At 68.2% G+C, this 25,996-nt stretch carries 23 protein-coding genes; 20 read left to right on the top strand and 3 right to left on the bottom strand.

Annotated features, from left to right (window positions below):
* Positions 1 to 16 precede the first annotated feature (16 nt).
* The 12 genes from C5E05_RS01250 to rbfA all read left to right on the top strand — a co-directional run bounded on the left by C5E05_RS01250 (position 17) and on the right by rbfA (position 13,379).
* Positions 17 to 1,354 (top strand): RIP metalloprotease, encoded by a 1,338-nt coding sequence (locus C5E05_RS01250; protein WP_104241483.1) that lies wholly within the window; start codon positions 17 to 19, stop codon positions 1,352 to 1,354.
* A gap of 123 nt (positions 1,355 to 1,477) precedes the next feature.
* Positions 1,478 to 2,482: an AAA family ATPase gene (locus C5E05_RS01255; RefSeq protein WP_374953440.1), complete on the top strand. Its 1,005-nt coding sequence runs from the start codon at positions 1,478 to 1,480 to the stop codon at positions 2,480 to 2,482.
* A 2-nt stretch (positions 2,483 to 2,484) separates the two neighbouring features.
* Positions 2,485 to 3,381 (top strand): DUF58 domain-containing protein, encoded by an 897-nt coding sequence (locus C5E05_RS01260; RefSeq protein ID WP_104340885.1) that lies wholly within the window; start codon positions 2,485 to 2,487, stop codon positions 3,379 to 3,381.
* A complete protein-coding gene (locus tag C5E05_RS01265) occupies positions 3,368 to 3,856 on the top strand; it encodes a hypothetical protein (RefSeq protein ID WP_104241481.1) in 489 nt (162 codons plus the stop codon). The genes C5E05_RS01260 and C5E05_RS01265 overlap by 14 nt, the downstream gene beginning before the upstream one ends.
* Entirely contained in the window at positions 3,847 to 4,842 is a 996-nt protein-coding gene (locus C5E05_RS01270) for a VWA domain-containing protein (RefSeq protein ID WP_146080508.1), read from the top strand. Before C5E05_RS01265 ends, C5E05_RS01270 begins: the two co-directional genes overlap by 10 nt.
* Positions 4,839 to 5,825: a VWA domain-containing protein gene (locus C5E05_RS01275; protein ID WP_104241479.1), complete on the top strand. Its 987-nt coding sequence runs from the start codon at positions 4,839 to 4,841 to the stop codon at positions 5,823 to 5,825. Before C5E05_RS01270 ends, C5E05_RS01275 begins: the two co-directional genes overlap by 4 nt.
* Positions 5,822 to 6,544 carry a hypothetical protein gene (locus C5E05_RS01280; protein WP_146080991.1) on the top strand — a complete coding sequence of 241 codons (723 nt, stop codon included), beginning with the start codon at positions 5,822 to 5,824 and terminating at the stop codon, positions 6,542 to 6,544. Before C5E05_RS01275 ends, C5E05_RS01280 begins: the two co-directional genes overlap by 4 nt.
* A gap of 84 nt (positions 6,545 to 6,628) precedes the next feature.
* Complete coding sequence (locus C5E05_RS01285; RefSeq protein WP_181059285.1) at positions 6,629 to 8,407, top strand: proline--tRNA ligase; 1,779 nt, start codon at positions 6,629 to 6,631, stop codon at positions 8,405 to 8,407.
* 109 nt (positions 8,408 to 8,516) lie between these two features.
* Positions 8,517 to 9,536 (top strand): transcription termination factor NusA, encoded by a 1,020-nt coding sequence (nusA, locus tag C5E05_RS01290; protein ID WP_104241476.1) that lies wholly within the window; start codon positions 8,517 to 8,519, stop codon positions 9,534 to 9,536.
* Position 9,537: 1 nt separating this feature from the next.
* Positions 9,538 to 9,822, top strand: a complete 285-nt coding sequence (locus tag C5E05_RS01295; RefSeq protein WP_104241475.1) for a YlxR family protein — start codon at positions 9,538 to 9,540, stop codon at positions 9,820 to 9,822.
* A 96-nt stretch (positions 9,823 to 9,918) separates the two neighbouring features.
* On the top strand, positions 9,919 to 12,789 hold the full coding sequence (infB, locus tag C5E05_RS01300) for a translation initiation factor IF-2 (protein WP_104340886.1): 2,871 nt from the start codon (positions 9,919 to 9,921) through the stop codon (positions 12,787 to 12,789).
* A gap of 155 nt (positions 12,790 to 12,944) precedes the next feature.
* Positions 12,945 to 13,379, top strand: a complete 435-nt coding sequence (gene rbfA / locus C5E05_RS01305) for a 30S ribosome-binding factor RbfA (protein ID WP_104241473.1) — start codon at positions 12,945 to 12,947, stop codon at positions 13,377 to 13,379.
* Between the two features lie 42 nt (positions 13,380 to 13,421).
* Here rbfA and C5E05_RS01310 read toward each other — a convergent pair whose 3' ends face one another.
* Positions 13,422 to 15,389 carry a 2-dehydropantoate 2-reductase gene (locus C5E05_RS01310; protein ID WP_104241472.1) on the bottom strand — a complete coding sequence of 656 codons (1,968 nt, stop codon included), beginning with the start codon at positions 15,387 to 15,389 and terminating at the stop codon, positions 13,422 to 13,424.
* A gap of 51 nt (positions 15,390 to 15,440) precedes the next feature.
* Between C5E05_RS01310 and truB the strand changes: the two genes are divergently transcribed.
* Genes truB through C5E05_RS01330 form a run of 4 tightly spaced genes read left to right on the top strand, consistent with a single transcriptional unit; the run spans position 15,441 to position 18,139 of the window.
* On the top strand, positions 15,441 to 16,364 hold the full coding sequence (gene truB / locus C5E05_RS01315) for a tRNA pseudouridine(55) synthase TruB (RefSeq protein ID WP_104340887.1): 924 nt from the start codon (positions 15,441 to 15,443) through the stop codon (positions 16,362 to 16,364).
* A complete protein-coding gene (locus tag C5E05_RS01320) occupies positions 16,361 to 16,747 on the top strand; it encodes a hypothetical protein (RefSeq protein WP_104241470.1) in 387 nt (128 codons plus the stop codon). Before truB ends, C5E05_RS01320 begins: the two co-directional genes overlap by 4 nt.
* Positions 16,747 to 17,196 (top strand): hypothetical protein, encoded by a 450-nt coding sequence (locus tag C5E05_RS01325; RefSeq protein ID WP_104241469.1) that lies wholly within the window; start codon positions 16,747 to 16,749, stop codon positions 17,194 to 17,196. Before C5E05_RS01320 ends, C5E05_RS01325 begins: the two co-directional genes overlap by 1 nt.
* Complete coding sequence (locus C5E05_RS01330; protein WP_104241468.1) at positions 17,180 to 18,139, top strand: bifunctional riboflavin kinase/FAD synthetase; 960 nt, start codon at positions 17,180 to 17,182, stop codon at positions 18,137 to 18,139. Before C5E05_RS01325 ends, C5E05_RS01330 begins: the two co-directional genes overlap by 17 nt.
* On the opposite strand, the gene C5E05_RS01335 is transcribed toward C5E05_RS01330, so the two are convergent.
* Positions 18,127 to 18,801, bottom strand: a complete 675-nt coding sequence (locus C5E05_RS01335) for a maleylpyruvate isomerase family mycothiol-dependent enzyme (protein ID WP_104298641.1) — start codon at positions 18,799 to 18,801, stop codon at positions 18,127 to 18,129. The genes C5E05_RS01330 and C5E05_RS01335 overlap by 13 nt on opposite strands.
* 265 nt (positions 18,802 to 19,066) lie before the next feature.
* Between C5E05_RS01335 and C5E05_RS01340 the strand changes: the two genes are divergently transcribed.
* On the top strand, positions 19,067 to 21,223 hold the full coding sequence (locus tag C5E05_RS01340; protein WP_104298642.1) for a DEAD/DEAH box helicase: 2,157 nt from the start codon (positions 19,067 to 19,069) through the stop codon (positions 21,221 to 21,223).
* A 51-nt stretch (positions 21,224 to 21,274) separates the two neighbouring features.
* Positions 21,275 to 22,771 (top strand): aspartate ammonia-lyase, encoded by a 1,497-nt coding sequence (locus C5E05_RS01345; protein WP_104241465.1) that lies wholly within the window; start codon positions 21,275 to 21,277, stop codon positions 22,769 to 22,771.
* Between the two features lie 135 nt (positions 22,772 to 22,906).
* Here C5E05_RS01345 and C5E05_RS01350 read toward each other — a convergent pair whose 3' ends face one another.
* A complete protein-coding gene (locus tag C5E05_RS01350) occupies positions 22,907 to 23,371 on the bottom strand; it encodes a hypothetical protein (RefSeq protein ID WP_104241464.1) in 465 nt (154 codons plus the stop codon).
* A 169-nt stretch (positions 23,372 to 23,540) separates the two neighbouring features.
* Here C5E05_RS01350 and C5E05_RS01355 point away from each other — a divergent pair, with 169 nt between their 5' ends.
* Both C5E05_RS01355 and C5E05_RS01360 read left to right on the top strand, forming a co-directional pair.
* A complete protein-coding gene (locus tag C5E05_RS01355) occupies positions 23,541 to 24,722 on the top strand; it encodes a PrsW family intramembrane metalloprotease (protein WP_181059287.1) in 1,182 nt (393 codons plus the stop codon).
* Positions 24,719 to 25,993, top strand: coding sequence for a PrsW family intramembrane metalloprotease (locus tag C5E05_RS01360; protein ID WP_146080992.1), 1,275 nt, complete (start codon positions 24,719 to 24,721; stop codon positions 25,991 to 25,993). Before C5E05_RS01355 ends, C5E05_RS01360 begins: the two co-directional genes overlap by 4 nt.
* Positions 25,994 to 25,996 lie beyond the last annotated feature (3 nt).

Below are 25,996 nucleotides of genomic sequence, written 5' to 3' on the forward strand. Positions count from 1 at the left end.
TCTACGCTTGACCTCCGTGGAATCTGTCTTGCTCTTCATCGTCGGCGTGCTGGCCGCAGTCATCGGCCTCGCGGCGTCGATCGCGTTGCACGAAGTGGGCCATCTCGTGCCAGCCAAGCGCTTCGGCGTGCGGGTCACGCAGTACATGATCGGCTTCGGGCCGACGCTGTTCTCCCGTCGACGCGGCGAGACGGAGTATGGAGTCAAGGCGATCCCGCTCGGCGGCTACGTCGCGATGATCGGCATGTACCCGCCAGCGAGGGCCGGCGAGGCCGCACGCACGGGTGGCACCGGGTTCATGTCGAGCATGATCGACGACGCCAGGCTGGCTTCCGCCGAGGGAGTCGAACCCGGGGAGGAGGGGCGCACGTACGCGTCTCTGCCCGTCTGGAAGCGCATCGTCATCATGGTCGGCGGGCCCGCCATGAACTTCGTCATCGCGATCCTCGGGTTCATGATCGTGTGCTCGGGGTTCGGTCTCTACCAGCCGTCGACCACGGTCGGCTCGGTCTACGAGTGCGTCGTCGCCGCCGGTGCGGTGGCGCCGGCCGAGGGCGAGCCCTGCGAGACGCCCGCGCCAGCGTTCGAGGCCGGGCTCATGCCCGGGGACACGATCACGAGCGTCGACGGCGTGCCTGCCGACAGCTGGGACGTGCTGCAGGACGCGATCCGAGTGAGTCCGGGTGCGTCGATCTCGCTGGGCGTCGAGCGGGCCGGCGAGCAGCTGCAGCTCGAGCTCACTCCCCGAGTGAACACCGTCTACGAGCTGGACGAGCTGACGGGCGCGCGCGTCGAAGCCGCGGATGGCTCCTACGTGACCGAGGAGGTCGGGTTCGTCGGCATCACTCCAACGCAGGAGCGCACTCGTCAGTCGCCGCTCTACGCGTTCACGATGGCAGAGGCGAACGTGCGCGCCGTCGGGAACTTCCTCATCACCATGCCGGAGCGCATCGTCGAGATGTGGAACGCCGGATTCGGCGGCGCCGAACGAGACCCGAACGGGCCCATGAGCGTCGTCGGAGTCGGCCGCATCACGGGCGAGGTGGCCGCCGAGACGAGCATCCCGGTCGTGGACAGGGTCGCGACGATCGTGCAGCTGGTCGCATCCGTCAACATCGCGCTCGGCGTCATCAACCTGGTTCCGTTGCCGCCGCTCGACGGCGGCCACGTGCTCGCAGCGCTCATCGACGGGATCCGTCGTCGCCTCGCGAAGCTCTTCGGACGCCCAGACCCCGGTCCATTCGACACCGCCAAGCTCCTGCCTGTGACCTTGGTCATCGCGGGGTGCCTCATGGCGATGAGCGCGCTGTTCATCTACGTTGACATCGTCAATCCGATCCGGCTGTTCGAGTAGCCTCCGGAGAGCTGAACGCGGGGGCCGGGCGAGATCATTACGCTTTCCCTTGGAAAACACTGAAGTGCACGAGGCGAGATCACAAGAGTCGGCAGGCAGACCCCGCCGCAGGAAGAAGGATCCGTGACGATTGTCGGCGGTCAGCAGCTCAAGCTCAGCCAGCAGGAGCTCCAGGAGGCGGGCAGGTCCATCGGCGCCGTCTCGCGGGCCTTCGCCCACAAGGTCGTCGGTCAGACGCAGCTCCGCGAGACGTTGCTGGTCGGGCTCATGTCGGGCGGACACGTCCTGCTGGAATCCGTCCCCGGCCTCGCGAAGACGACGGCGGCGCAGACGCTCGCGCAGTCGGTGCGCGGTTCCTTCAGCCGCATCCAGTGCACCCCCGACCTGCTCCCGTCCGACATCGTCGGCACCCAGATCTACGACGCGGCGGAGCACCGCTTCTCGACGCAGCTCGGGCCCGTGCACGCGAACTTCGTGCTCCTCGACGAGATCAATCGCTCGAGCGCCAAGACCCAGTCGGCCATGCTCGAGGCCATGCAGGAGCGACAGACGACCATCGGCGGCACGCTCTACCCGCTGCCGGACCCGTTCCTCGTGATCGCGACGCAGAACCCGATCGAGCAGGAGGGAACCTACGTCCTGCCAGAGGCGCAGCTCGACCGGTTCATGCTCAAGGACGTGCTCGAGTACCCGAATCCGGCAGAGGAGTCCGAGATCCTGAGGCGCATCGACGAGGGTGTGTTCGATCACGGCGAGCCAGCCGCCGTCGATCTGCAGGACGTCACTCGCCTGCAGGAGCTCACCTCGCGCGTCTACGTGGACAAGGCGATCACCGAGTACATCGTCGGCCTCGTCTACGTCACGCGCCACGCGGGCGAGTACATCGCACCGGAGCTCGCACGCCTCGTCGAGGTCGGCGCCTCGCCACGCGCCTCGATCAACTTCGCCAAGGGCGCGCGAGCCGTCGCGCTGCTGCAGGGGCGCGACCATGTGGTCCCCGAGGACGTGCGCAGGCTCGCGCACCGCATCCTCCGCCACCGCATCATCCTGGGCTTCGAGGCGGATGCCACGGGTGTGCGCGTCGAGCAGATCATCGACGCCGTGCTCGGGGCTGTCCGCACTCCGTGACCATGGCAAGCGAGCGACCCCTCCTCTCGAAGGTCAAGTCGAAGATGTTCCTGCACGCGCGACGGCGCGTGCTGCACGTGCTCGACGGTCAGTACTCGTCGCACTTGCGTGGCCGCAGCATGGACTTCGATGATCTTCGGGAGTACGTCCCGGGTGACGAGATCAAGGACATCGACTGGAAGGCGAGCGCGAGGACCGGTCAGCCGCTCGTGAAGCGCTACGTCGCCGAGCGGCGGCACCGGGTGCTCTTCGCGGTCGATGGCGGGCGCAACATGGCCGCGCTCTCTGCGAGCGGCGAGCCGAAGCGCGAGGTGCTCGTCTCCGCCCTCGGCATCCTCGGCTACCTCGCCATCCGGCACGGCGACGAGGTGGGGCTGGTCACGGGCAGCTCTGCCGGCATCAGGCAGCTGCCGTTCCGCAGCACGTCGTCGGCGCTCGAGCGGATGCTGCACGCGGTCTACGACGGCGTGGGCCTCGGGACGGCCACGAGCGATATGAACGCCATCCTCGAGCGGGTCCGCCTCACGGTCCGTCATCGGGCGCTCCTCGTCGTCATCGCCGACGAGTTCGACTGGGACGACGAGCGAGCGGCCCTCGTCCGTCGCCTTGCCGCGCAGCACGAGATCGTCTGGCTGCAGATCACGGATGCCGAGCCGCACCTCCGAGGGAGGCGCGGTGAGCTGGCCTTCGATGTCGAGGGCAACTGGGCCATGCCGAGCCTCTTCGGCGGCGACCGGCTGCTCGAGCGAGAATTCGAGTATGCGGAGCAGAAGCGCACCATCGAGATGGAGCAGACGTTCGAGGCGAACGCGGTCTCCTACGCCGAGGTCGCGAGCGAGCAGCAGGTCGCTCCGGTTCTCCTGGCTCTCCTGAAAGCGAGGGCGAATGTTCGCCGCTGATGTGCAACCGCCAGAGGGGACCGTCATCCCCGTCATCGACTACGCCCAGTTCTGGCTGGTGCTCGGGTTCCTGATCCTCGCGGCCATCGTCGCCTACTACTTCCTCGTCGTGTACCTGACGCGTCCTCGGCCGCCCAAGGCCGCGCCAGTGCTCCCGCCGGCCAGGCCTCCCGTGCGCGCGCTGCAGCAGGAGTACCTGGAGCGTGTGGACGAGGTGGCTTCGAGGGCGGCAGCGGGGGAACTCACGCCCCGCCGAGCCCACGCCGAGCTGAGCGTGCTGGTCCGCGGCTTCGTCGCAGCTGTCTCGACCGTGCCGGCAGACAAGATGACGCTCACCGACCTCAGGCGCACGGAGCTGCGCGGTGTCTCCCACACCGTCGGCCAGTATTACCCGATGGTCTTCGGGGCGCACGATCCGAGCGGTGCTGAGGCCGGCGTGGCGGCGGCACGGGAGGTGATCGCGACATGGCGGTAGCGATGTGGTGGCTGAGTCTCTCCCTGATCGCCGCCGCGGCGATCGTCGCGGGTCTCGCCTGGTGGAGGATGCGGAGGAAAGGGCAGGCCAACGCGATCCCGGTCGCGAACTCCCGGCGTCTCACGAGGCTCCCCGCCTATCGTCGCGCGGTGGCTCGGTACTCGAGCCTCATGACCGCGGTCGGTGTCGTGCTCGCGATCCTCCTGGCGGTCACGAGCGTCGCAGCGGGCCGCTGGGTCTACCAGCGCGTCGAGTCCCCGGAGAAGTTCAACAGGGACATCGTGCTCTGCCTCGACATCTCGGGCTCGATGGTGGAGTACGACGTCGAGGTCCTCGACCGGTACCTCGAGATGCTCCCCGGCTTCGACGGGGAGCGGATGTCGCTCATGCTGTGGGATGCAACCGCGGTTCAGCTCTTCCCCCTGACCGATGACTACGCCTTCGTCGAGACGCAGCTGCAGCAGGTCCGCGATGAGATGGAGTCCGCCTCGGGCGGGTCCAACGCCGAGTACTCGTTTGCCCAGGGCACGCAGAGTGCGGCCGGCGCGTCGCTCGTGGGAGACGGACTCGCGTCCTGTGCCATGACCTTCGGCGAGTTCGATCCGGCGGCCGATGACGGCAGGTCGCGGTCGATCATCTTCGCGACGGACAACGCCGTCAACGGGGATCCGCTCGTCTCGTTCCCAGAGGCGGCGGAGTACACCGAGGCGCGTGGCATCACGATCTACGCGCTCGACGCGAACCAGTTCGAGGACGCGTTCGCGGACCAGTTCCGGACGACGGTCCTGCAGGCGGACGGGAGCTATTTCAAGCTCACCGATCCTGCGAGCGTGTCCGGCATCGTCGACCAGATCACGAGCGAGCAGACCTCGCTCATGGTCGGTCAGCCCCAGCTGCTCATCACCGACCGGCCGAATGTGTGGCTCATGCTCATGCTGGTGTTCGCGTCCATCTACGTCGTGCTCGCCTGGAGGCTCCGACTATGACCTGGAATCCGATCCTCCCCGCGTTTGTCCTGGTCCTGCTCGGCATGGCGCTGCTCGGCTTCTGCGTCTTCGCGCTCGTCCGGGCGGCAGACCGACGTCGGCGAATCAACTGGGCGCTCCGGCTCGCTGCGTGCGCGCTCGTCGTGCTCGCGGCGTTCCGTCCGGGCATCGGGAGCGCCTCGGCGCCGAACCTCGAGAGCGACGTGGACGTGCTGTTCGTCGTCGACACGACGGCGAGCATGGTCGCTGAGGACTGGGACGGCGCGCCGAGGCTCGACGGGGCGAAGGCGGACATCTCGGCACTCGCGGCGGCTCACGAGGGCGCGCGCTTCGGGGTGGTCACCTTCGATGCTGCCGCCGTGCAGCGACTGCCGTTCACCGCGGATACGACGGCCCTCGACTCGCTTGTGCAGACGCTTCGTCCTGAGGTGACGCAGTACTCGCGTGGCAGCTCCATCTCCATCGCGGAGCCGCTGGTCGAGGACGTCCTCAAGGCCGCGGCTGAGGCTGAACCCGAGCGGGCACGCATCGTCTACTACCTGGGCGACGGCGAGCAGACCGCCGACACCGAGCCGGAGTCCTTCCGAGGGCTTGCCGGGTATCTCGCCGGGGGTGCGGTCCTCGGCTACGGGACGGAGGCGGGTGGTCCGATGAAGGAGACCGCAGGCACGCTGGACACCGGCGAGCCGAGCTACATCGTGGATGCGCAGGGCCAGCAGGCGCTCTCGGTCATCGACCCGGCAGCTCTGCAGACCATCGCCGACGATCTCGTGGTGCCGCTCGAGATCCGCGAACCGGGCACCGAGGTCGTGGCCGCCGATATCGACAGCAGCCGGGTGACGCAGACGGGCGGGAGCGCGGAGACGGCGTTCGAGGTCTACTGGATGCTCGCGGCAGCGGCGTTCCTCCTGCTGCTTCGGGACGTCTGGGAGTCCATTCGCCACTTCATCGAACTGAGCAGGGCAAGGGGAGGTTCCGCATGAGTCGACGCACCAGGACACCGCGATCTGCGGTTCCGGACGCGGCCAGAGCCGTGAAGCGCCGTCGACGCTTCATCGTGTTCAGCATCCCGTTCGCGCTCCTCGCGGCCGCGTTCGCGACGAAGCTCATCAGCATGTCGGTGATCGCTGATCGGACGGTATCCCTCTACTCGGAGGGCGACTACGAGGGCAGCATGAACTCGGCGCAGCAGCAGAAGTTCGTCAACATCCTCGAGGCCTGGAAGGCCCCGTACAACACGGGCACCTCGATGCTGCAACTGGGGCTGCTCGATGAGGCTCGGAGCGAGCTCGAGACAGCGCTCCCGATGGCCGAGCCGCCTCAGCAGTGCCCGATCCGCGCCAACCTCGCGATCACGATCGAACGCCTGGGCGACGCGCGGCTTGCGGCAGACGACAAGGCCGGCGCCGTCGCCCTCTGGCAGGAGGCGCTTGCCGTCGTGGATGCGCGTGACCCGAGCTGCGCCTCCACCGAGTTCGAGCCTCCGACGACCGAGTCGACCGAGCGCATCCAGCAGAAGCTGCAGGAGCAGTCCGAGGCGCAGGAGCCGAACGAGGGGGAGGAGCCCCCGGAGTCGACGCAGTCGCCCGAGATGACCGAGCTCGAGGAGAAGCTGGAGCAGAACCAGCAGGATCGGCAGGATGAGCTCGACCAGGAGCGTGGCGAGACCGAAGGCGACTCGTCGTACGACAAGCCGTGGTGAGGCATGGCCGCGCCGCTTTCGGCGTGGCCATGGCCTCGATCCACGAGACAGCGCACTGCCTCGTGCACGACTAGCATTGGCCGGGTGACTACTCGCCTCTCCAAGCTCTTTGTCCGCACCCTCCGCGAAGACCCCGTCGACGCCGAGGTCGCAAGCCACAGGCTCCTCGTCCGCGCCGGCTACATCCGTCGTCAGGCGCCTGGCGTCTTCGCGTGGCTGCCGCTCGGCCTGAAGGTGAAGCGGCGCATCGAGCAGATCGTCCGCGAGGAGATGGAAGCCGCCGGCGCCCAGGAGGTCCACTTCCCGGGGATCCTGCCCGCGGACTTCTACGAGGCCACCGGGCGCCTCGACGACTTCGGCGACGGCATCTTCCGTCTCGAGGACCGGAAGGGCGCACCGCTCGTGCTGGCGCCCACCCACGAGGAGGCCTTCACCCTCGCGGTCAAGGATCTCTACTCGTCCTACAAGGATCTGCCCCTCGCGATCTACCAGATCCAGGACAAGTACCGCGACGAGGCACGGCCCCGCGCCGGCCTGCTGCGCGGCCGCGAGTTCACGATGAAGGACGCCTACTCGTTCGACATCGACGATGCCGGGCTGGACGTGAGCTACCAGGCGCAGCGGGATGCCTACGAGCGCATCTTCGACCGCCTCGGCCTCGAGTACGTCATCGTCGCGGCCAACGCTGGCGCCATGGGCGGCTCGCGCAGCGAGGAGTTCCTGCACCCGACACCCGTCGGGGAGGACACCTTCGTGCGCTCGCCTGGCGGGTATGCGGCCAACGTCGAGGCCTACGCAGCGCCGACCCCTGCGCCGATCGATGCGGGCTCCGCCGGCCCTGCCACGGTCTTCGACTCGCCGGATACGCCGACCATCGCGACGCTCGTCGCGCATGCGAACGAGACCGTGCCGAAGGTCGACGGCCGCGACTGGACCGCCGCGGACACGCTCAAGAACGTCGTCATCGCGCGCCTGAACACGGATGGCACCCGAGACGTCGTCGTCGTCGGCATCCCCGGTGATCGAGAGCTCGACCTCAAGCGCCTCGAGACCGCACTGCAGCCGGCCGAGGTGGAAGCCGCGACAGCGGAGGACTTCGCGAAGCACCCCGGTCTCGTTCGCGGCTACATCGGCCCGTGGGCTGCCCAGGGGCCGGTGCTCGGCGAGGAGTCGAGCACGGGCCTCGCCTACTTCCTCGACGAGACGGTCGCCGAGGGATCGAGCTGGATCACCGGCGCGAACATCGCGGGCAAGCACGTGCACTCACTGGTCGTCGGGCGCGACTTCACGGCCGATGCGCGGGTCGGAGCAGCCGAGGTGCGCGATGGCGACCAGGCTCCCGACGGCAGCGGCCCCATCACGACGGCACGCGGCACCGAGATCGGGCACGTCTTCCAGCTCGGCCGCAAGTACGCGGAGGCGCTCGGGCTCAAGGTGCTCAACGAGCAAGGCAAGCTCACGACCGTGACGATGGGCTCATACGGCATCGGAGTGACCCGCAACCTCGCGCTCATCGCAGAGGCGAACCACGACGACCGTGGCCTGATCTGGCCGGAGCAGGTGGCTCCGTTCGATGTGCAGATCGTCGCGACGGGACGCAACGAGGAGCCCTTCGCCGTGGCGGAGGAGCTCTCGGCCGCGTTCGATGCCGCTGGTCTCGACGTGCTCTACGACGATCGCAAGAAGGTCTCGCCCGGCGTGAAGTTCGGTGACGCCGAGCTGCTCGGCGTGCCGTGGATCGTCATCGCGGGCAAGGGCGCAGTCGACGGGCAGGTCGAGCTCTGGAACCGCCGGACGAACGAGCGCGACGCGGTCTCCAAGGACGACGTGCTCGAACTGCTGCTGTCCAAGCGCGGCAACTGAGCTCACTGCGGGATGGGGCCTCCGCTCGCCCCATCCCGCGTGCCCGACGGGGAGCTCCGTGCGCCAGCATGCGGTAAACTCGTTCTTTCATCTGAATAGAGGGAGCGCCATGAAGATCGACCTTGCTGTCCTGAGGATTCTCGAGCGAGAGCGTGAGATTCCATTCGAGGAGCTTGCCAGCATTCTCGAGCAGGCGATCCTGACCGCGTACGAGAAGCACGTGTCGCAGGAACTCGGCCAGGACGTGCCGCCGGCCTCGACCCGCGTGCACCTCGACCGCAAGAGCGGTGAGGTCAACGTCTTCGTGCCGGAGATGGACGACGACGGCGAGATCATCGGAGAAGCGCAGCTTCCGGCCGACGATTTCGGACGAGTGGCCGCGTTCGCTGCCAAGCAGGTCATCAACCAGCGCATCCGCGACATCGGCGACGACAAGGTCCTCGGCGAGTTCCGGGGGCGTGAGGGCGACATCGTCGCTGGCGTGATCCAGCAGGGTCCGAACCCCCGCATGATCCACGTCGACCTGGGAACGGTCGAGGCCATCCTGCCGCCTGAGGAGCAGGTGCCCGGTGAGGACTACTCCCACGGGCGTCGCCTCCGCGTCTTCGTGACCAAGGTCGAGCGCGGCAGCAAGGGGCCGCAGATCACGGTCTCTCGAACCCACCCGTCACTCGTGCGCAAGCTGTTCGCGCTCGAGGTGCCCGAGATCGCGAGCGGCGTCGTCGAGATCGTCTCGCTGGCGCGCGAGGCCGGACACCGCACGAAGATCGCCGTGCGCGCCACCCAGGAGGGGATCAACCCCAAGGGGGCCTGCATCGGCGAGCTCGGTGCCCGCGTGCGTGCCGTGACCAACGAGCTCGGCGAGGAGAAGATCGACATCGTCGACTACTCCGAGGACCTGCCGACGTTCGTGGCGAGTGCCCTCAGCCCGGCCAAGGTGTCGAGCGCGTTCGTGATCGACCGCGCCACGAAGGCAGTTCGTGCCCTCGTTCCCGACTTCCAGCTGTCGCTCGCGATCGGCAAGGAGGGGCAGAATGCGCGCCTCGCTGCCAAGCTCACGGGGGCGAGAATCGATATCCAGCCCGACTCGATCCTCGAAGACGGAGACGAAGCGCGCGCAGAGGGGTAGTATGTCGTCTGTACGAACGTGCGTTGGATGCCGTTCGCGCTCAGAACGAAGTCAGCTCCTCAGGGTTGTGCTTCGTCAGGGAAGTCTCGAAGTCGATATCTCGGCGAGTCTCCCCGGGCGCGGAGCCTGGATCCATCCGACCGCGGAGTGCACCAAGCTGGCGATTGAGCGGCGCGCATTCCTGCGGGCCTTCAAGACAGGCAAGGTGGACACCGAGGCGCTCAGCAGGCACGCGAGCACATTGGAGCAGGGCGAACGCACTGCTCCGACCACGAGAAAAGGCTGATCGGACCATGGACAACTCATGAGTGACTCACGATGAGGCACATCCGACTTTTTTAATGGTCCGCTCCTATCTGGGCGGGCCCCAGACAGGAGAAAAGTGGCAAAACCACGCGTACACGAAATCGCCAGCGAGATGGGCGTCGATTCCAAGACCGCCCTCAAGACTCTTCAGGACATGGGCGAGTTCGTTAAGAGCGCTTCGTCGAGCGTCGAGCCCCCCGTGGCCCGTCGCCTTCGCGAGGCACTGAAGTCCAACGCCGCCGGCGGCGCGCAGCCTCAGGCTGCTGCTCCCGCGGCTTCGAAGCCGGGCGCTCCGCGTCCCGGCGGAGCGACCCCGTCAAGCGTTCGTCCGGGCAGCAAGCCAGGACCGTCCGCTCCCTCGGCACCGGCAGCCCCCGCCGAGCCGGCCAAGAAGGCCGCTCCCGCAGGCTCGTCGGCACCGACCCCCGGGCCCAAGCGCAAGCCTGAGCCAGCTCCCGCACCGGCACCGGCGGCTCCCGCCGCGCCGGCCGCTGCAGCTGCTCCTGCTCCTGCGGCTCCGGCCGCACCCGCGGCTGACGCTGGTGAGGCGAAGCCGAGCGCGCAGCGTCCCGCTGCCCCCGGTGATGCGAAGCCGGCGCAGGCAGATGGTGGCGCAAGCCCCTCGATCCCGCGTCCCCGTGGTCCCCGTCCCGGACCGCGTCCGGGCAACAACCCCTTCGCGTCGAGCCAGGGCATGGGTCGATCGCGTCCGGGCAACAACCCGTTCGCTTCCAACCAGGGCATGCGCCCAGGTGGCGGAGCAGGCGGCGGACCCCGTCCCGGTGGCGCAGGCGGACCGCGTCCGGCGAGCCCAGGCGGACCCCGCCCGGCAGCTCCGCGCCCAGGCCAGCCCCGCGTGCTCCCCGGAGCTCGTCCAGCAGGTGCAGGTCGGCCAGGCGGCCGTCCGGGCGCCGGCGGTGGACGTCCAGGCGGCGCCCCCGGTGCAGGTGGCGGCTTCGCCCCACGCCCAGGTGGCGGTGGCGGTCGCCCAGGTGGCGGTCGCGGTCGCGGCTCGACGGCTGGTGCGTTCGGTCGCGGTGGCGGAAAGTCGAAGGCACGCAAGTCCAAGCGGACGAAGCGCGCAGAATTCGAGATGCGGGAAGCCCCGAGCGTCGGCGGCGTCAAGGTCCGTCGCGGAGACGGCAGCACGCCGATCCGTCTGCGTCGTGGCGCCTCCATCTCGGACTTCGCTGAGAAGATCGACGCCAGCCCCGGCGACCTCGTGACCGTGCTGTTCCACCTCGGTGAGATGGCCACGGCGACGGAGTCGCTCGACGAGGCGACGTTCGAGGTCCTCGGTGAGGAACTCGGCTACCGCATCCAGATCGTCAGCCCGGAAGACGAAGACCGTGAGCTCCTCGAGGGCTTCTCGATCGACCTCGACCAGGAAGCCGAGGACGAAGGCGACGACGTCCTCGAGATCCGGCCGCCGGTTGTCACCGTCATGGGTCACGTCGACCACGGAAAGACGCGCCTCCTCGACGCGATCCGCAACGCGAACGTCGTCGACGGAGAAGCGGGCGGCATCACGCAGCACATCGGTGCCTACCAGGTCTGGCACGAGCATGAGGGCATCGAACGCGCCATCACGTTCATCGACACGCCAGGTCACGAGGCCTTCACGGCCATGCGTGCCCGTGGTGCCCAGGTCACCGACATCGCGATCCTCGTGGTCGCGGCGGACGACGGCATCATGCCGCAGACGGTCGAGGCGCTCAACCACGCCCAGGCCGCGAACGTGCCGATCGTCGTCGCAGTGAACAAGGTCGACAAGGAAGACGCGAACCCGTCGAAGGTCCGCGCACAGCTGACCGAGTACGGACTCGTCGCCGAGGAGTTCGGTGGCGACACGATGTTCGTCGACGTCTCGGCCCGCAACAACGTCAACATCGACAGCCTCATCGAGGCAGTCCTGCTGACGGCAGATGCTGGTCTCGACCTGCGCGCAAACCCCAACAAGGAAGCGCGCGGTATCGCGATCGAGGCGAAGCTCGACAAGGGACGCGGTGCGGTTGCGACCGTGCTCATCCAGTCGGGAACGCTCCGAGTCGGAGACCCGATCGTGGCCGGTACGGCCTACGGTCGCGTCCGGGCGATGCTCGACGAGAACGGTCAGGTCGTCACCGAAGCTGAGCCGTCGCGCCCAGTCCAGGTGCAGGGCCTCTCGAGCGTTCCTCGCGCAGGCGACACCTTCATCGTCACGGAAGAAGACCGCACCGCGCGTCAGATCGCCGAGAAGCGTGAAGCCGTGGAGCGCAACGCCAGCCTGGCGAAGTCCCGCAAGCGCATCAGCCTCGAGGACTTCACCCGTGCACTCGAAGAGGGCAAGGTCGAGTCGCTCAACCTCATCATCAAGGGTGACGTCTCCGGTGCCGTCGAGGCACTCGAGGAGTCGCTGCTCAAGATCGATGTGGACGACTCGGTGCAGCTGCGCATCATCCACCGCGGTGTCGGCGCCATCACGGAGTCCGACGTCAACCTCGCCACGGTCGACAACGCCATCATCATCGGCTTCAACGTGCGCCCCGACACGAAGGCGCGCGAGCGCGCCGCTCGTGAAGGTGTGGATGTCCGCTTCTACTCGGTCATCTACGGGGCACTCGAGGACATCGAGAACTCGCTCAAGGGCATGCTCAAGCCCGAGTTCGAAGAGGTCCAGTCGGGTGTCGCGGAGATCCGCGAGGTGTTCCGCTCCTCCAAGTTCGGAAACATCGCCGGATGTATCGTGCGCAGCGGAACCATCACCAGGAACGCGACGGCTCGCGTCATCCGCGACGGCATCGTCATCGCGGACAACCTGGCGATCGACTCGCTCCGTCGATTCAAGGATGATGTCACCGAGGTCCGCACGGACTTCGAGTGCGGTATCGGCCTCGGCAAGTACAACGACATCCAGATCGGTGACGAGATCGAGACGACCGAGCTCGTCGAGAAGCCTCGCGTCTAGCTGTTTGACCGAGTCGCTGCGCTGAGCTGGTCTCAGCGTGGACTCGCGGGCGGGGTCCTGGCCAACTGGCCGGGGCCCCGTCTTCAGCTGCTGAGCAGTATCGACACCGCAGACGCATTTGACGCTCTGCACCAGCACACGAGAAAGTAGCCATCATGGTCGATCATTCACGGGCACTGCGACTCGCAGACCGCATCAAGGTCATCGTCGCGAAGACGCTCGAGCGCGGCGTGAAGGACCCGAGACTCGGGTTCGTCACGATCACCGACGTCCGCGTCACTGGGGACCTCCAGCACGCAACCATCTTCTACACCGTCTACGGCGACCTGAAGGAACGCCGCGACACCGCGGCGGCGCTCCGGAGCGCGACGGGCATGCTGCGCACGGAGGTGGGCAAGAACATCACCTCTCGCCTGACGCCGAGCCTGGAGTTCGTTCCCGACGCGATCCCCGAGAACGCCGACGCCATCGCCGCGTTGCTCCGCGAGGCACACGAGCGTGATGTGGCGTCGGCGCAGCAGGCGAAGACAGCGAGCTACGCCGGCGACGCTGACCCCTACGAGAAGAAGGACGAGCCAGAGGAGTCCTGAGCCTCGGCTCCGCAGCTTGGGCGCTCGCCGGCGGCTGGACGATCAGTCGCCGGCGAGCGCTATCTGCGCCTCAGCTCTGCGCACGATCAGACCGTCGTTCTGCAGTGAGGAGATGGCGCGTTCGAAGCGGGCTTCATCGAGCCCTCCCGGGGCGAGGTGGCTGCGGAGGAACTCGATCTCCACGCCGCCGGGGATGGCCCTGAGTTCTCTGAGGACGAGGCCGCGCATCTCGCGGTCCGAGCCAGCGAACTTCGCCTGCCGCTTCTTGACTGCGCTGGAGCGTGGCCGCCCTGCCGCGAACCAAGCGCAGGTGGCGACGATCGGGCACACCTCGCAGTTGGGGCGCTTGGCCGTGCAGACGAGGGCGCCGAGTTCCATCGATGCGGCGTTCCAGAGGTTCGCGGCCTGCGTCTCGCTCGGGGAGACGGCCAACATCTCCGCCGCGTCTCGGACGGCCGACGGACCCCACGGGGTCTCTTCGCCGAGGAAGGCGCGGGACAGCACTCGTCGGACGTTCGTGTCGACGACCGGTTCTGGCACGCCGTGGGCGAAGGACATGACGGCGGAAGCCGTGTACGGGCCAACCCCCGGCAGGGCGAGGAGCGCATCCCGTGTGCTCGGCACCACGCCGGCGTGCTCGGCCGTGATGGCACGTGCGCAGGCGAGCAGCCAGAGCGCGCGCCGAGGGTAGCCGAGCCGGTCCCAGAACCGCAGCACCTCAGCCTCGGATGCCTCTGCCATCGCGCCCGGCGTCGGCCACCGCTCCATGAAGTCGAGCCATTTGGGTTCGACGCGCGCGGCCTGCGTCTGCTGCAGCATGGTCTCGCTCACGAGCACTCCCCATGGGGTGGTCGTCGGCGCCCGCCACGCGAGGGCGCGCTGCTCTCGGGCGAACCAGTCGTTGACCGTCGACGTCAGGACAGTCCTCCGCAGCTCGGCGGGGGAGAGGCTCGGTTGGCCCTGCTCTCTCCCGTGGACCAGCGAGGTCAGCGCTGCGTTCACCGGGGTGGGGACGCCCTGCGCGACCCCGTGGACGACGACGGCACCGTTGAGCGCGTCGATCTCCGTGGCCTCGCCGCGTCGGATGCTCTGCAGCGTCGACGCGTAGTTGGGGGTCGCGCCGAACGCAGCGGTGAGCTCCACGGCGAGCCGGGTGTTGCGCGCCATGGTGGCCTCGGCATCCTTCGGCACTGAAGCAGCGAGCGTCGCCAGCGTCTCGTCGAGCGGCCCGAGGGCCTCGAGGTGCGCACCCTCGGCTGCGGCCACGGCGAGCAGCTCGCCGATGCTCGCGGCGAGGACCGCCGACAGATCGCCGTCCAGGCCGGTCTCCTGCACGCTGGCGCCGGTCACGGCCGGGACCGCGTTGACCTGGTTGATGAGCAGCTTGCTCCACTGCGCCGAGCGCAGGTCTCCGGTGACGACGCAGTGGACCGCGGTCTCGAGCGATCGCGCGGTCGCTGCCAGCTCTCGCGTGTCTTCGGGGGATGCCGCTCCGAGCATGAGCATTCCGGTCGCGGTGGCTTCGATCTCGTCGGGTGCCGGCCTGTTGACGGCGAAGGTGGCGAGGCCCCCGACGACGATTCCCGACCGCTGTTCGTCGGGCACGACGGAGAGCATCTGCTCGAGGGTCGACACTCCGTCGAGGCCGTTCTGCACGATCACGGTGGTGGTCGCCGCAACCATCGACAGGTGGGGCTGGACGGCCTGCTTGGTGTCCTGCGCCTTGACCGCGACGAGCACCAGGTCGAATGCCCCGCGGAGAACGGAGACCTGTTCGAAGGTCGCGCTGTGCTCCCCGAAGGCGCCCCGGAGCACGAGACGGCGTGCATGCGCCTGCTCGGCAGACTCGGGCTCGACCGGAGACCGCCGCGAGGTGAGGACGACCTCGTGGCCCGCCCTGTCCAGGAGGAGGGCCAGAGTGCCGCCCACAGCACCGACACCGATGACCGCCACTCGCATCCCGTTCTCTCCTTCGCCCGTCCCGAACCAGTCGCGTCCTGCGGTCGTCACCGCGCTCGACGACCGGGAACGAGCCTACGGGCACCATAGAATGTTGGGGACATGACGACTCCACCTCCTGGCCCGAACGGCATCCTCCTTCTCGACAAGCCGCAGGGCCCGACCAGCCACACGCTCGTCGCGACGACCAGGCGGGCGCTCGGCACGCGGAAGGTCGGCCACGCGGGCACGCTCGATCCCATGGCATCCGGACTCATGATCCTCGGCGTCGGGGGAGCGACCCGCCTGCTCACCTACTTCGTCGGCGACGACAAGGAGTACTTCGCGACGGTTCGTCTCGGCGTGTCGACGAATACCGAGGATGCCGAAGGCGAGCTTACAGCGACGGCACCGGGAGGTGCAGTCGCTGCGGTGACCCCCGAGCGCATCGAGGCGGCCATGGCCGCCCTGCGAGGCCCGATCAGTCAGATCCCGTCATCCGTCAGTGCCATCAAGGTCGACGGGGTCCGCGCGTACAAGCGGGTGCGCGACGGCGAGGAGGTCAAGCTGGCCGCGCGGGCTGTGACGATCTCCGGGCTCGAGCTGCTGGCCTCGCGGAGTGGGCTTGCCGGAGAGACGCCGGTGCTCGACCTCGACGTCCGGGTCGCCTGCTCATCCGGCACCTATATCCGCGCCCTCGCACGGGACCTCGGCGACGCACTCGGCACGGGGGCGCACCTCACCGCGCTCAGGCGCTCTCGCGTGGGTGACTTCAGCATCTCCGACGCGGTCGCGCCGGACGCCCAGGACCTCGAGCTCCGACTGCTGAGTCCTGCGGCGGCCGCACTCCGGCGCTTCCCGGCCCTCGAGGCGACCGGTCAGCAGGCCGCGGATCTTCGCAACGGCAAGAAGCTCCGAGCGGCAGACGGCACCGGAGACGGCCTGCTGGCGGCCATCGACCCGGAGGGCAGCCTCATCGGCATCGCCAGGGCATCCGCCGGCGTGCTCAAGACGGAGTTCAACATGCCGACGGGAACCGGCTCGTGATCGAGTGGTTCACGTGGGTCCTCTGCCTCGTGAGCGCGGGGGCCGGCATCCTGTGCCTCATCGCCGGCGCGAGTGGTCGCAAGCCGGGAGACGTCACGGTCGGCGCCGTCGCACTCGTGGAGCTGCTGCTCGTGGTGCAGTTCGTGATGGCGCTCATCGCGCCAGCGGCCGGCAACGAGCCAGTCGGCGACGCGCTCGAATTCTGGATGTACTGGGTCGTGGCCGTGATCATCCCCCCGGCCGCCGTCTTCTGGGGGCTGGTGGAGCGCACGAAGTGGTCGACCATCATCCTGGGCGTCGCGGCGCTCACGATCGGCGTCATGGTGTTCCGCATGCACCAGATCTGGATCGGCGCCAGCCCGTTCATCGGAGTCGCGTCGTGATGCGCGCGCGTGGATCGAACGCTGAGGGGAACGCCTATCGCGGCGCCCACGGCGCCGGTCGTGTGCTCGTCGTGGTCTACGCGGTGCTGGCGCTCGCATCGATGGGACGCAGCTCCTACCAGCTGCTGTCGAAGCTCGACGAGGCGCCCCTCGCCTACTCGCTGTCAGCCGCGGCTGCCCTCGTCTACCTGCTCGCGACCATCGCACTCGTGCGGCACGGGCGGGCGTGGAACCTCGTCGCGTGGTGCACGATCGTGTTCGAGCTCGTCGGCGTGCTCGTGGTCGGCTCGCTCACCGAGTTCCACCCGGAACTGTTCCCCTCCGATACCGTCTGGTCGGCCTTCGGGGTCGGCTACGCGTATATTCCTCTTGTGCTCCCGATCCTCGGCATCGCATGGCTCGAGACGGGACGATCGAGACGAAAGAGGGAACGTGCGGCTGTTCACTGACCTGGCCGAGCTGCCAGCGGAGCCGACGCCGAGCGCTGTGACGGTCGGCAAGTTCGACGGCGTCCACCGGGGCCACAGATGGCTGCTCTCGCGGCTCGTCGAAGAGGCCTCCGCGCGCGGAATCGAGCCGGTCGCGGTCACCTTCGACCGGCATCCGCTCTCGCTCATCAAGCCCGGCGTCGAGCCCGAGCCGATCACGTCGCTCTCGCAGAAGATCGAGCTCCTCGAGAAGACGGGCCTCAGCGCGACCCTCGTGCTGCCGTTCGACGACGAGCTCGCCGGGATGAGCCCCGAGGCGTTCGTGCGCGAGCTGCTCGTCGGCGCCCTCCACATGCGCCTCATCGTCGTGGGCAAGGACTTCCGCTTCGGCGCCAAGGGCGCAGGAGACGTCGATCTCCTGCGTGAGCTGGCCGCGACGAGCGGATTCGAGATCGTCATCGCCGACGACGAGATGGCCGAGGACGAACGCTCGCACCTCGAGCGACGTGCCTCATCGACCTGGGTTCGGGAACTGCTCGCCCTCGGTGACGTCCGTGGGGCCGCCGAGGTGCTCGGCCACCATCACTCGCTTGTCGGCGAGGTCGTGCACGGCGCCAAACGGGGCCGCGAGCTCGGGTTCCCGACGGCGAACCTGTCCCCGGAGCTCGAAGGGCTCATCCCCGCAGACGGCGTGTACGCGGGATGGTTCCGCGGCGGTGACGTCGAGGCCCCTGCCGCGATCTCCATCGGCAACAACCCCACGTTCGACGGCGTGCCTCGCAAGCAGGTCGAGGCGCACCTCATCGGTGAAACCGTCGACCTCTACGGACTCGTCGCAGAACTCGAGTTCGTCGAACGCATCCGAGGCATGGAGAAGTTCGACAGCATCGAAGCGCTGAAGGACCGCATGGCCCTCGACGTCGAAGAAGCTGCCGAGACGCTCGGCGGGAGCTACGTCGTCTGACTCGGCTGCTCGTCGAGCGTGACCTCGCGACCGAAGAGCCTCAGCACGATGCGCGCGGCGGTGGCCTCGAGCACGGGTCCCTTGTCGCCGATCTGCCAGCGTGCGTCCGTGGCGCGGAGGCGGTTGCGCTTGGCGAGCGACGCCGCCGAGGTCAGCGGGACCCGTGTTCGGACGAGTGCGACCGCGCTCGTCGACCGCGGGCTGAGACGGATGCGCAGGCCAAGCGCCTCGGTCATGTCGTAGGTGTGGACGACGGCTTCCGTGAGCTCGGAGATTCCCGCGCGGTTCGGCGAGACCACCTTCTCGGCGGCGATCGCACGGATGCGAGCGACGAGCTCGTCGGTCGGGGCCGCGCCCTCGCGCTTGGCGACGTCGTCGAGGTAGGAGTCCACGCGCAGCCCGTTGCGCAGCACGCCTCGGGAGGCGTCGCGGAGGAGCGTCGAGGTGGGGGAGCCGAGTCGCCAGGTGAGGTGCCCCGCGACGTCACGGACGCTCCACCCCTCGCACTTGCTCGGCGAGTCCCACTGCTCAGGGGTCAGGCCGGCGAGGAGAGCTGCAGTGCGGTCGAGCGTCGTCGCGATGTGAGCGCTCCAGTCGCCTGCGACCCGCTTCGACGGCGTGAAGTACGGCCGGTCGGGATCTGGGAAGGGGCGTTGAGGCACCTGACGATTATCGCACCAGAGCGGAGTCTGTGCGGGGCAACGACACGTCGTTCCCGAGTCGAAACCTGCGGGTCGCCTGGCGTACACTGTGATCGCCGGTGCCTGAGGGAATCTGAACTCTCCTCGTCACCTGCATGACATCCGGGAGCTCGTCACTCGAGTGGGCCGAGGCCCGCCTCACTGCCGGTCGCCGCGTTCGGCGCCGATGCTGCGACCTCCGCCCGGCTCAACTTCCCGATCCCTGCCACGTTGCATAAGGAGGGGCATGTCTCGTAGGACACGCGCCCAAGCCGGCGGTCGCGCCGGCGTTCACACGCCGCCGCGGAACCGCAAGCCGGTCGATAACACCGGCGTCATCCCACAGCTCGCGAAGGCGGCACGGGAGGTCGAGGCCTCGGCGCAGCGCGGCAAGGTCTCGCCGTCGAATCGCACCAAGTTCCAGGTCATCGCGCTGCTGATGCGCGAGGAGCGCGCGAAGGCCAAGGAGACCAGCGAGCTCAGCGAGCATGACCGTGCAGAGGCGCTCAAGCGCCTCGACGGCCTCGCCTCGATCCTCGCCAAGACCGCTGCGCGCGACACCTCGCTCATCAGCCTCCTCGAGCCCGGCGCTCCGGTCAGCGAAGCAGCGAAGGCGCTGCGCAAGCAGATGCTCTTCGCCGGTGGCATCGAGATGGTGGTCGACGAGCAGCCAGAGCCCGAGGCCCAGGCCGAGAAGCTGCCGCCGGAGATCGCGCAGCGACAGGTCCTTCCCGGCTCCGTCAAGGCGCGCACCCGATCGAACCCGTTCCTGGCGCCAGTGCTCACGAGCGTCAACTCCACAGCTCCGCACTACTCGAGACTGTCCAACTGGGAGCTCCTCGGCCCGCTCCTCCGCGCGTTCGAGACGGGCGCAGGCGGGAACGCGGCCTCGATGGAGCTGCCTCCTGCTCCCCGCTGGGACCGCATCTCGCCTCCAGGCCAGGAGCTCATGGATCACCAGGCGAGGCTGCTCGCGAGCGTCGCCGACGGGCACCGGGCCTACCTGCTCGCGGACGAGCCCGGGCTCGGCAAGACGGCGCAGGCGCTGCTCGCCGCGTCGGTCGCCGAGGCGTACCCGCTGCTCTGCGTCGTCCCGAACGTCGTGAAGACGAACTGGGCGCGAGAGGTCCAGCGCTGGACCCCGAACCGTCGGGTCACGGTCATCTCCGGAGACGGTCAGGGCATCGACGCCTTCGCCGATGTCTTCGTGGTCAACTACGAGATCCTCGACCGCCACCTCGGCTGGCTCACGTCGCTCGGCTTCAAGGGCATGGTGCTCGACGAGGCGCACTTCATCAAGAACCTGCAGTCGCAGCGGTCGCGGCTCGTCATGCAGCTCGCGAACAGCATCAGGGCTCGCGTGCCCGGCGCCGACCCGCTGCTCATGGCGCTCACCGGAACGCCGCTCATCAACGACGTCGATGACTTCAAGGCGATCTGGCAGTTCCTCGGCTGGCTCGAAGGCGACAGGCCCTCGCAGCTGCTGCTCGACCGTCTCGACGAGACGGGCCTCGTGCCCAGCGATCCCGGCTTCCTGGCGGCGGCACGGCAGGCGGTCATCGATCTCGGGATCGTCCGCAGGCGCAAGATCGACGTGGCCGCGGATCTTCCGGCGAAGCGCGTCGTGGACATGCCCGTCGAGCTCGACTCGGATGAGGGCAGGAGCATTCGCGCAGCGGAGGCGGCGCTCGTCTCGCGTCTGCTCGAGCGGTACCGCCGGATGGCGGCCGCTGCCGGGCTCGAGCCCGGCGCCGTCGACCTGGATCGCGTCCGCATGATCGCCCGCCAGGAGGTCGAGGAGTCGAAGGCCTCGTCGACGGGAGCCAGCATCTTCACGATGCTCCGCACCATCGGCGCGGCGAAGGCCCGGCTCGCGGCTGAGTACGCCGGCCAGATCGCTCGCTCTGCGGGCAAGGTCGTGTTCTTCGCCAAGCACATCGAGGTCATGGATGCGGCGGAGCGGACGTTCGCGGAGAACGAGATCTCCTCGGTCTCCATCCGAGGCGACCAGACCCCGGCAGCGCGACAGGCCGCGATCGACGCCTTCCAGAACGACCCGAGCGTGCAGGTCGTCGTCTGCTCGCTCCTGGCCGCTGGAGTCGGGTTGAACCTGCAGGCGGCGTCCGACGTGGTGCTCGCCGAGCTCAGCTGGACTGCCGCGGAGCAGACCCAGGCCATCGACCGCGTGCACCGCATCGGCCAGGAAGAGCCGGTCACCGCGTGGCGCATCGTCGCGGCGCAGACCATCGACGCGCGCATCGCCGAGCTCATCGACAACAAGCAGGGCCTCGCCCTGCGTGCCCTCGAGGGAATCGACGCTGGCGAGCTGTCGGCTGACAGCATCCAGGTGGATGCGCTCGCGAGTCTTCTCGAGGCGGCGATCCGAGGAGCGCGTCGGCAGTAGGCTGAGGTCAGCGCGGAAACTCAGACGACGAAGTTGGAGGACCATCAGGTCATGTCAGAAACGCAGGAATTCCGTGTCGAACGCGACTCGCTCGGCGAGATGCGGATCCCCGCAGGTGCCTACTGGGGTGTGAACACCGCCCGCGCGCTGGAGAACTTCTCGATCAGTCGACGTCAGATCAGCGTGTACCCGGACTTCATCGTCGCCTACGCGCAGGTCAAGCAGGCCGCAGCGCGCGCCAACCTCGAGATCGGCGTGCTCGACCAGGAGCGCTCGTGGCTCATCGATCGCGCGTGCCAGGACATCATCGACGGCAAGCTGCACGAGGAATTCGTGGTCGGCGTCATCCAGGGCGGTGCCGGGACGAGCACCAACATGAATGTCAACGAGGTCATCGCGAACCGCGCGCTCGAGCTCGCCGGTCGCGAGTTCGGAGATTACGAGTTCCTCTCCCCGAACGACCACGTGAACCGATCGCAGTCCACGAACGACACGTACCCGAGTGCGGTCAAGGTCGCGCTCGTCCACGCGACCGAGCGTCTCATCGACGAGTTCACGCTGCTGCAGAACGCGTTCCGCGTGAAGGGCAGCGAGTTCAAGCACATCCTGAAGATCGGCCGCACGCAGCTCCAGGATGCCGTGCCGATGACGCTGGGCCAGGAGTTCAGCGGCTTCTCCACGACCATCGGCGAGGACATCCAGCGCCTCCGCGACGTGCTGCCGCTGCTGCTCGAGCTCAACCTCGGTGCGACGGCGATCGGGACCGGCATCACGGCTGAGGCGAGCTACGCGTCCGCCGTCATGCGCCAGCTCCGCAAGATCACGGGCTACAACGACCTGCAGACGGCGCACGACCTCATCGAGGCCACGAGCGACACCGGCGTGTTCATGTCGCTCTCGAGCGTCATCAAGCGCACCGCGATGAAGCTGTCGAAGATCTGCAACGACCTCCGGCTGCTGTCCTCCGGCCCACAGGCTGGCCTCGGCGAGATCAACCTTCCGGCGCGGCAGGCTGGCTCCTCGATCATGCCCGGCAAGGTCAACCCGGTCATCCCCGAGGCGGTCAATCAGGTCGCGTTCGTCATCGCGGGGGCGGATGTCACGGTCTCCATGGCATCCGAGGCTGGGCAGCTGCAGCTCAACGCGTTCGAGCCCGTCATGCTCCACACGCTCATGCAGAACTCCGCCTGGCTCCGCCGCGCCGCGCGCACCCTGCGCGTGAACTGCATCGACGGCATCACCGCCAACGAGGAGCTGCTCGCGTCCCGCGTCTCCAGCTCCGTCGGCGTGGTCACGGCCCTCACGCCCTACATCGGCTACTCGGAGGCGTCGAAGCTCGCCAAGGAGGCCCTCACCACCAAGTCGACCATCGCCGACCTGGTCGTCGAACGCGGGCTCCTGAGCCGGGAGGAAGTCACGAGCATCCTCTCGCCCGAGCGGCTCTCCGGCATCCAGGCCGTCACGAGCGCCATCCCGATCATCACGCAGGCGCAGGCCACGGCTCTCGAGGACAGCCTCGACCGCGCCGATCTGCGTGACTTCTCCTAACGCTGCCGGCGTCCGCCCGTAGCGGGCGTCACCACAGCAGAACGGCCCCTCCGGTGCAGTGCACCGGAGGGGCCGTTTCGTTCCCTGCGCTGTCGGTCGGGGCCGCGTGAGCCGCAGCGCACGACCGAGAGCGAGCTACTCGGGGCGCTTGCCTTCGGGGTCCTGCTCCGGCGTCGACTCGCCCTCGACGGCAGCATGGCGTGGCGAGCTCGTGTCACCGGGGGAGAACATGGCGTCTGCGTCGTCGTCCTCGAACGTCTCGAGGACATCTTCGCGGGCCTGACCGGCTCGCACCAGCGTCTGCACCTGTGACTCGATGCTCTTCTCGACTTCTTCCTCGACCCGACGCTTGACGTCGTCGAAACCATCGTCGACGCGCTTGCGCATCTCGTCGAGCTGCTCGTCGACGCGCCGACGCATGTCCTCCAGCTGGGTATCGCTGCGGCGGCGCAGGTCTTCAGCGGACACCGTCATCCGCTCCGCGAAGGCCTTCGACCTGCCGCCGATGTCTTTCGCGACCTCTTCCGCGTGCACTCGACTCGTGCTGATCCCAGCGATGAAGCCGACAGTGGCACCGAGAAGAAATCCGAGACGCATCATGCTTCTAATCTACCGTGCGCTGAGCCCGGACGACTGGTCGTTCGCCTGACCCGCGTCCGCTTGGCTATGCTGACCGCAGCGAGCCGACGAGGCGGGGAGACCCGTGCGCGCCGCGAGGCCCGAATGTCTCTGCTTCGGGCAGCCACCCCCAATGCACGGAGGACCATCGATGAGCAGTGCCACGTCAGTCGCGCCGAAGCGGCGCAGAAGGCTGACTCGGGGCAGGCTCACCTGGCTGCTTCTGCTGGGCTTCGCGGTGCTGCTCTCCGTCGGGGTCGTCGCCTGGCTCTTCAGCGAGCTGCGCTTCGCCGCGCTCACGATGGCGATACCCGCTCTCGTGCCCCTCGGGCTCGTCCTCACGGCTGTCTGGTGGCTCGACCGCTGGGAGCCAGAGCCGCGGATCCTGCTCGCCTTCGGACTGTTCTGGGGTGCAGGGGCCTCGGTCGTCGGGACTCTCGTCACCGGCGGCATGATGCTCGATGTCGCCCGCTCGTACCTGGCAACCGAGGGTGCCGTGAGCAAGTTCTCCGTGCTGATCCAGTCGCCGATCTCCGAGGAGTCCATCAAGGCCGTCGGCCTGTTCCTCATCCTGATCTTCGCGCGGAGGCACTTCGACAGCCCGCTCGACGGCTTCAGCTACGCGGCCGTCATCGGCGCAGGCTTCGCCTTCACGGAGAACATCATCTACTTCTCCCAGGCCGCGGAATCGGCTTCGGGCTTCGCGTCGACGTTCATCGTGCGCGGCATCCTCTCGCCGTTCGCGCACGCACTCTTCACCGGCATCACCGGCATGGCCATCGGCTGGGGAGCCCGCAGAGGCGGCTGGCGGCGGCCGATCCTCATGGGCCTCGGCGGGCTCGTCATCGCGATCCTCGCTCATGCCTTCTGGAACGGCGGAAGCCTGCTCATCCTCCCGCTGCTCGGAGTCGACCCGAGCAATCAGTTCGGCTGGCTCATCTTCTACCTCGTCGTGCAGCTGCCCATCTTCCTGCTGCTGGCCTGGTTCCTCGTCAAGCTGCACGACCGCGACCGCCTCATCATCGTCGACCGTCTGGGCGAGTACGCGGATGCCGGATGGTTCACGACATCGGAGGTCGCGATGATCGGGGACTGGAGCGCGCGCGAGCAGGCGTTCGCGTGGGCCAAGTCCGTGAGCCCCGAGGCCGACCGCGCGATGCGCGGCTTCGTCCAGGACGCGTCGAGGCTCGCCTTCGCCCGCGAGCACGCCAGGGTCAACAAGCGAGACCCGAATCGGAGAGTCGTGGAGAAGCGCATGCTCGACCGCGTCAAGGAGCACCGTTCGCAGCTCGCGGCCTTCGGCGCGGCCGGACCCAGGGTGGCCACCTCGTGACCGGACCCATGCACGCGGACGGGCGTTGGGGCGCACCAGCCGGTCAGCGCCAGATCGACCCCCAGTTCGTGCTCCCGCAGGCCCCCACGAAGGGTGAGCTGGCGATGCGCATCACGACGATCGTCGTCATGTGCCTGGCCGCGCTCATCATCGCCGTCGTCCTGTTCCTCGCGTATCTCGGCAGCAGCGACGTCGTGCTCCTCGGCAGCGTGCTCGCCGCGCTCGTCCCGCTCTTCGTCGTGTGGATGGTCGTGTGGCTCATCGACCGGTGGGAGCCCGAGCCGCGCATCCTGCTCATCGGCGCCGTGTTCTGGGGAGGCGGCATCGCGGTCGGTGGCGCGCTGCTCACGGGCCTGGTCCGCGAGGTCCTCCTTCCGGGAGCCCTGCCCGCCTGGTGGGGCCCATCCGTCGAGGCGCCCGTCGGCGAGGAGATCTGGAAGGGCCTCGGTCTCGTCGTCATCTACGCAGTCGCGCGTCGTCACTTCAACGGACCGACGGACGGCCTCGTCTACGGAGCTCTGCTCGGCGCGGGCTTCGCGTTCACGGAGAACATCCTCTACTTCTCCTCGATGTGGCAGGAAGCAGGGGTCGGGGGCTTCGTCGCCCAGTACTTCATCCGGGGCATTGCCCTGCCGCTGCTGCACCCGATGTGCGTCTCGCTGACCGGCATCGGAATGGGCATCGGCGCCCGTCGCGGTGGCTGGGGCTCGGCGCTCGGCGGCTTCGCACTGGGTCTCATCCCCGCGATGGCCCTTCACGCGCTCTGGAACGTCGGCTCGGGTCTCGTGCAGCAGTCTGCTGGCATCCTGGGGCTCATCGCGTTCTTCGCGCTGGTCATGGTGCCGATCTTCCTCGCCTGGATCGTGACGATCCTCCTCCTGCGACGGAAGGATGCCCGCATCATCGTGGAGCGCCTGTCCGAGTACGCCGCTGTCGGCTGGTACTCGCAGGCCGAGATCAGGATGCTCTCCACGATGCGCGGCCGATCGAGCGCGAGGTCCTGGGCGCGCCGGTCCGGGAAGCGCGCGGACAAGGCCATGCGCGACTTCATCACCGAGTCCACGCGTCTTGCGAGCGTCCGGCACCAGGTCGTCCTCGACCCGAATCGCACGAGCAAGCTGCTCGACGAACGGCTCCTGCTCCGGCATCTCGGGGAGCTTCGAGGCGAGCTGATCCAGGCACAGGCACAGGCACAGGCGCAGCCGCAGCCGCAGACACAGCCGCACGGCGCGTCATCCGGGACTCGTCCAGGCTCCGGCGCTTGGATGTAGAGC

Source organism: Pseudoclavibacter sp. AY1H1, assembly GCF_002931055.1.
GTDB lineage: Bacteria > Actinomycetota > Actinomycetes > Actinomycetales > Microbacteriaceae > Pseudoclavibacter.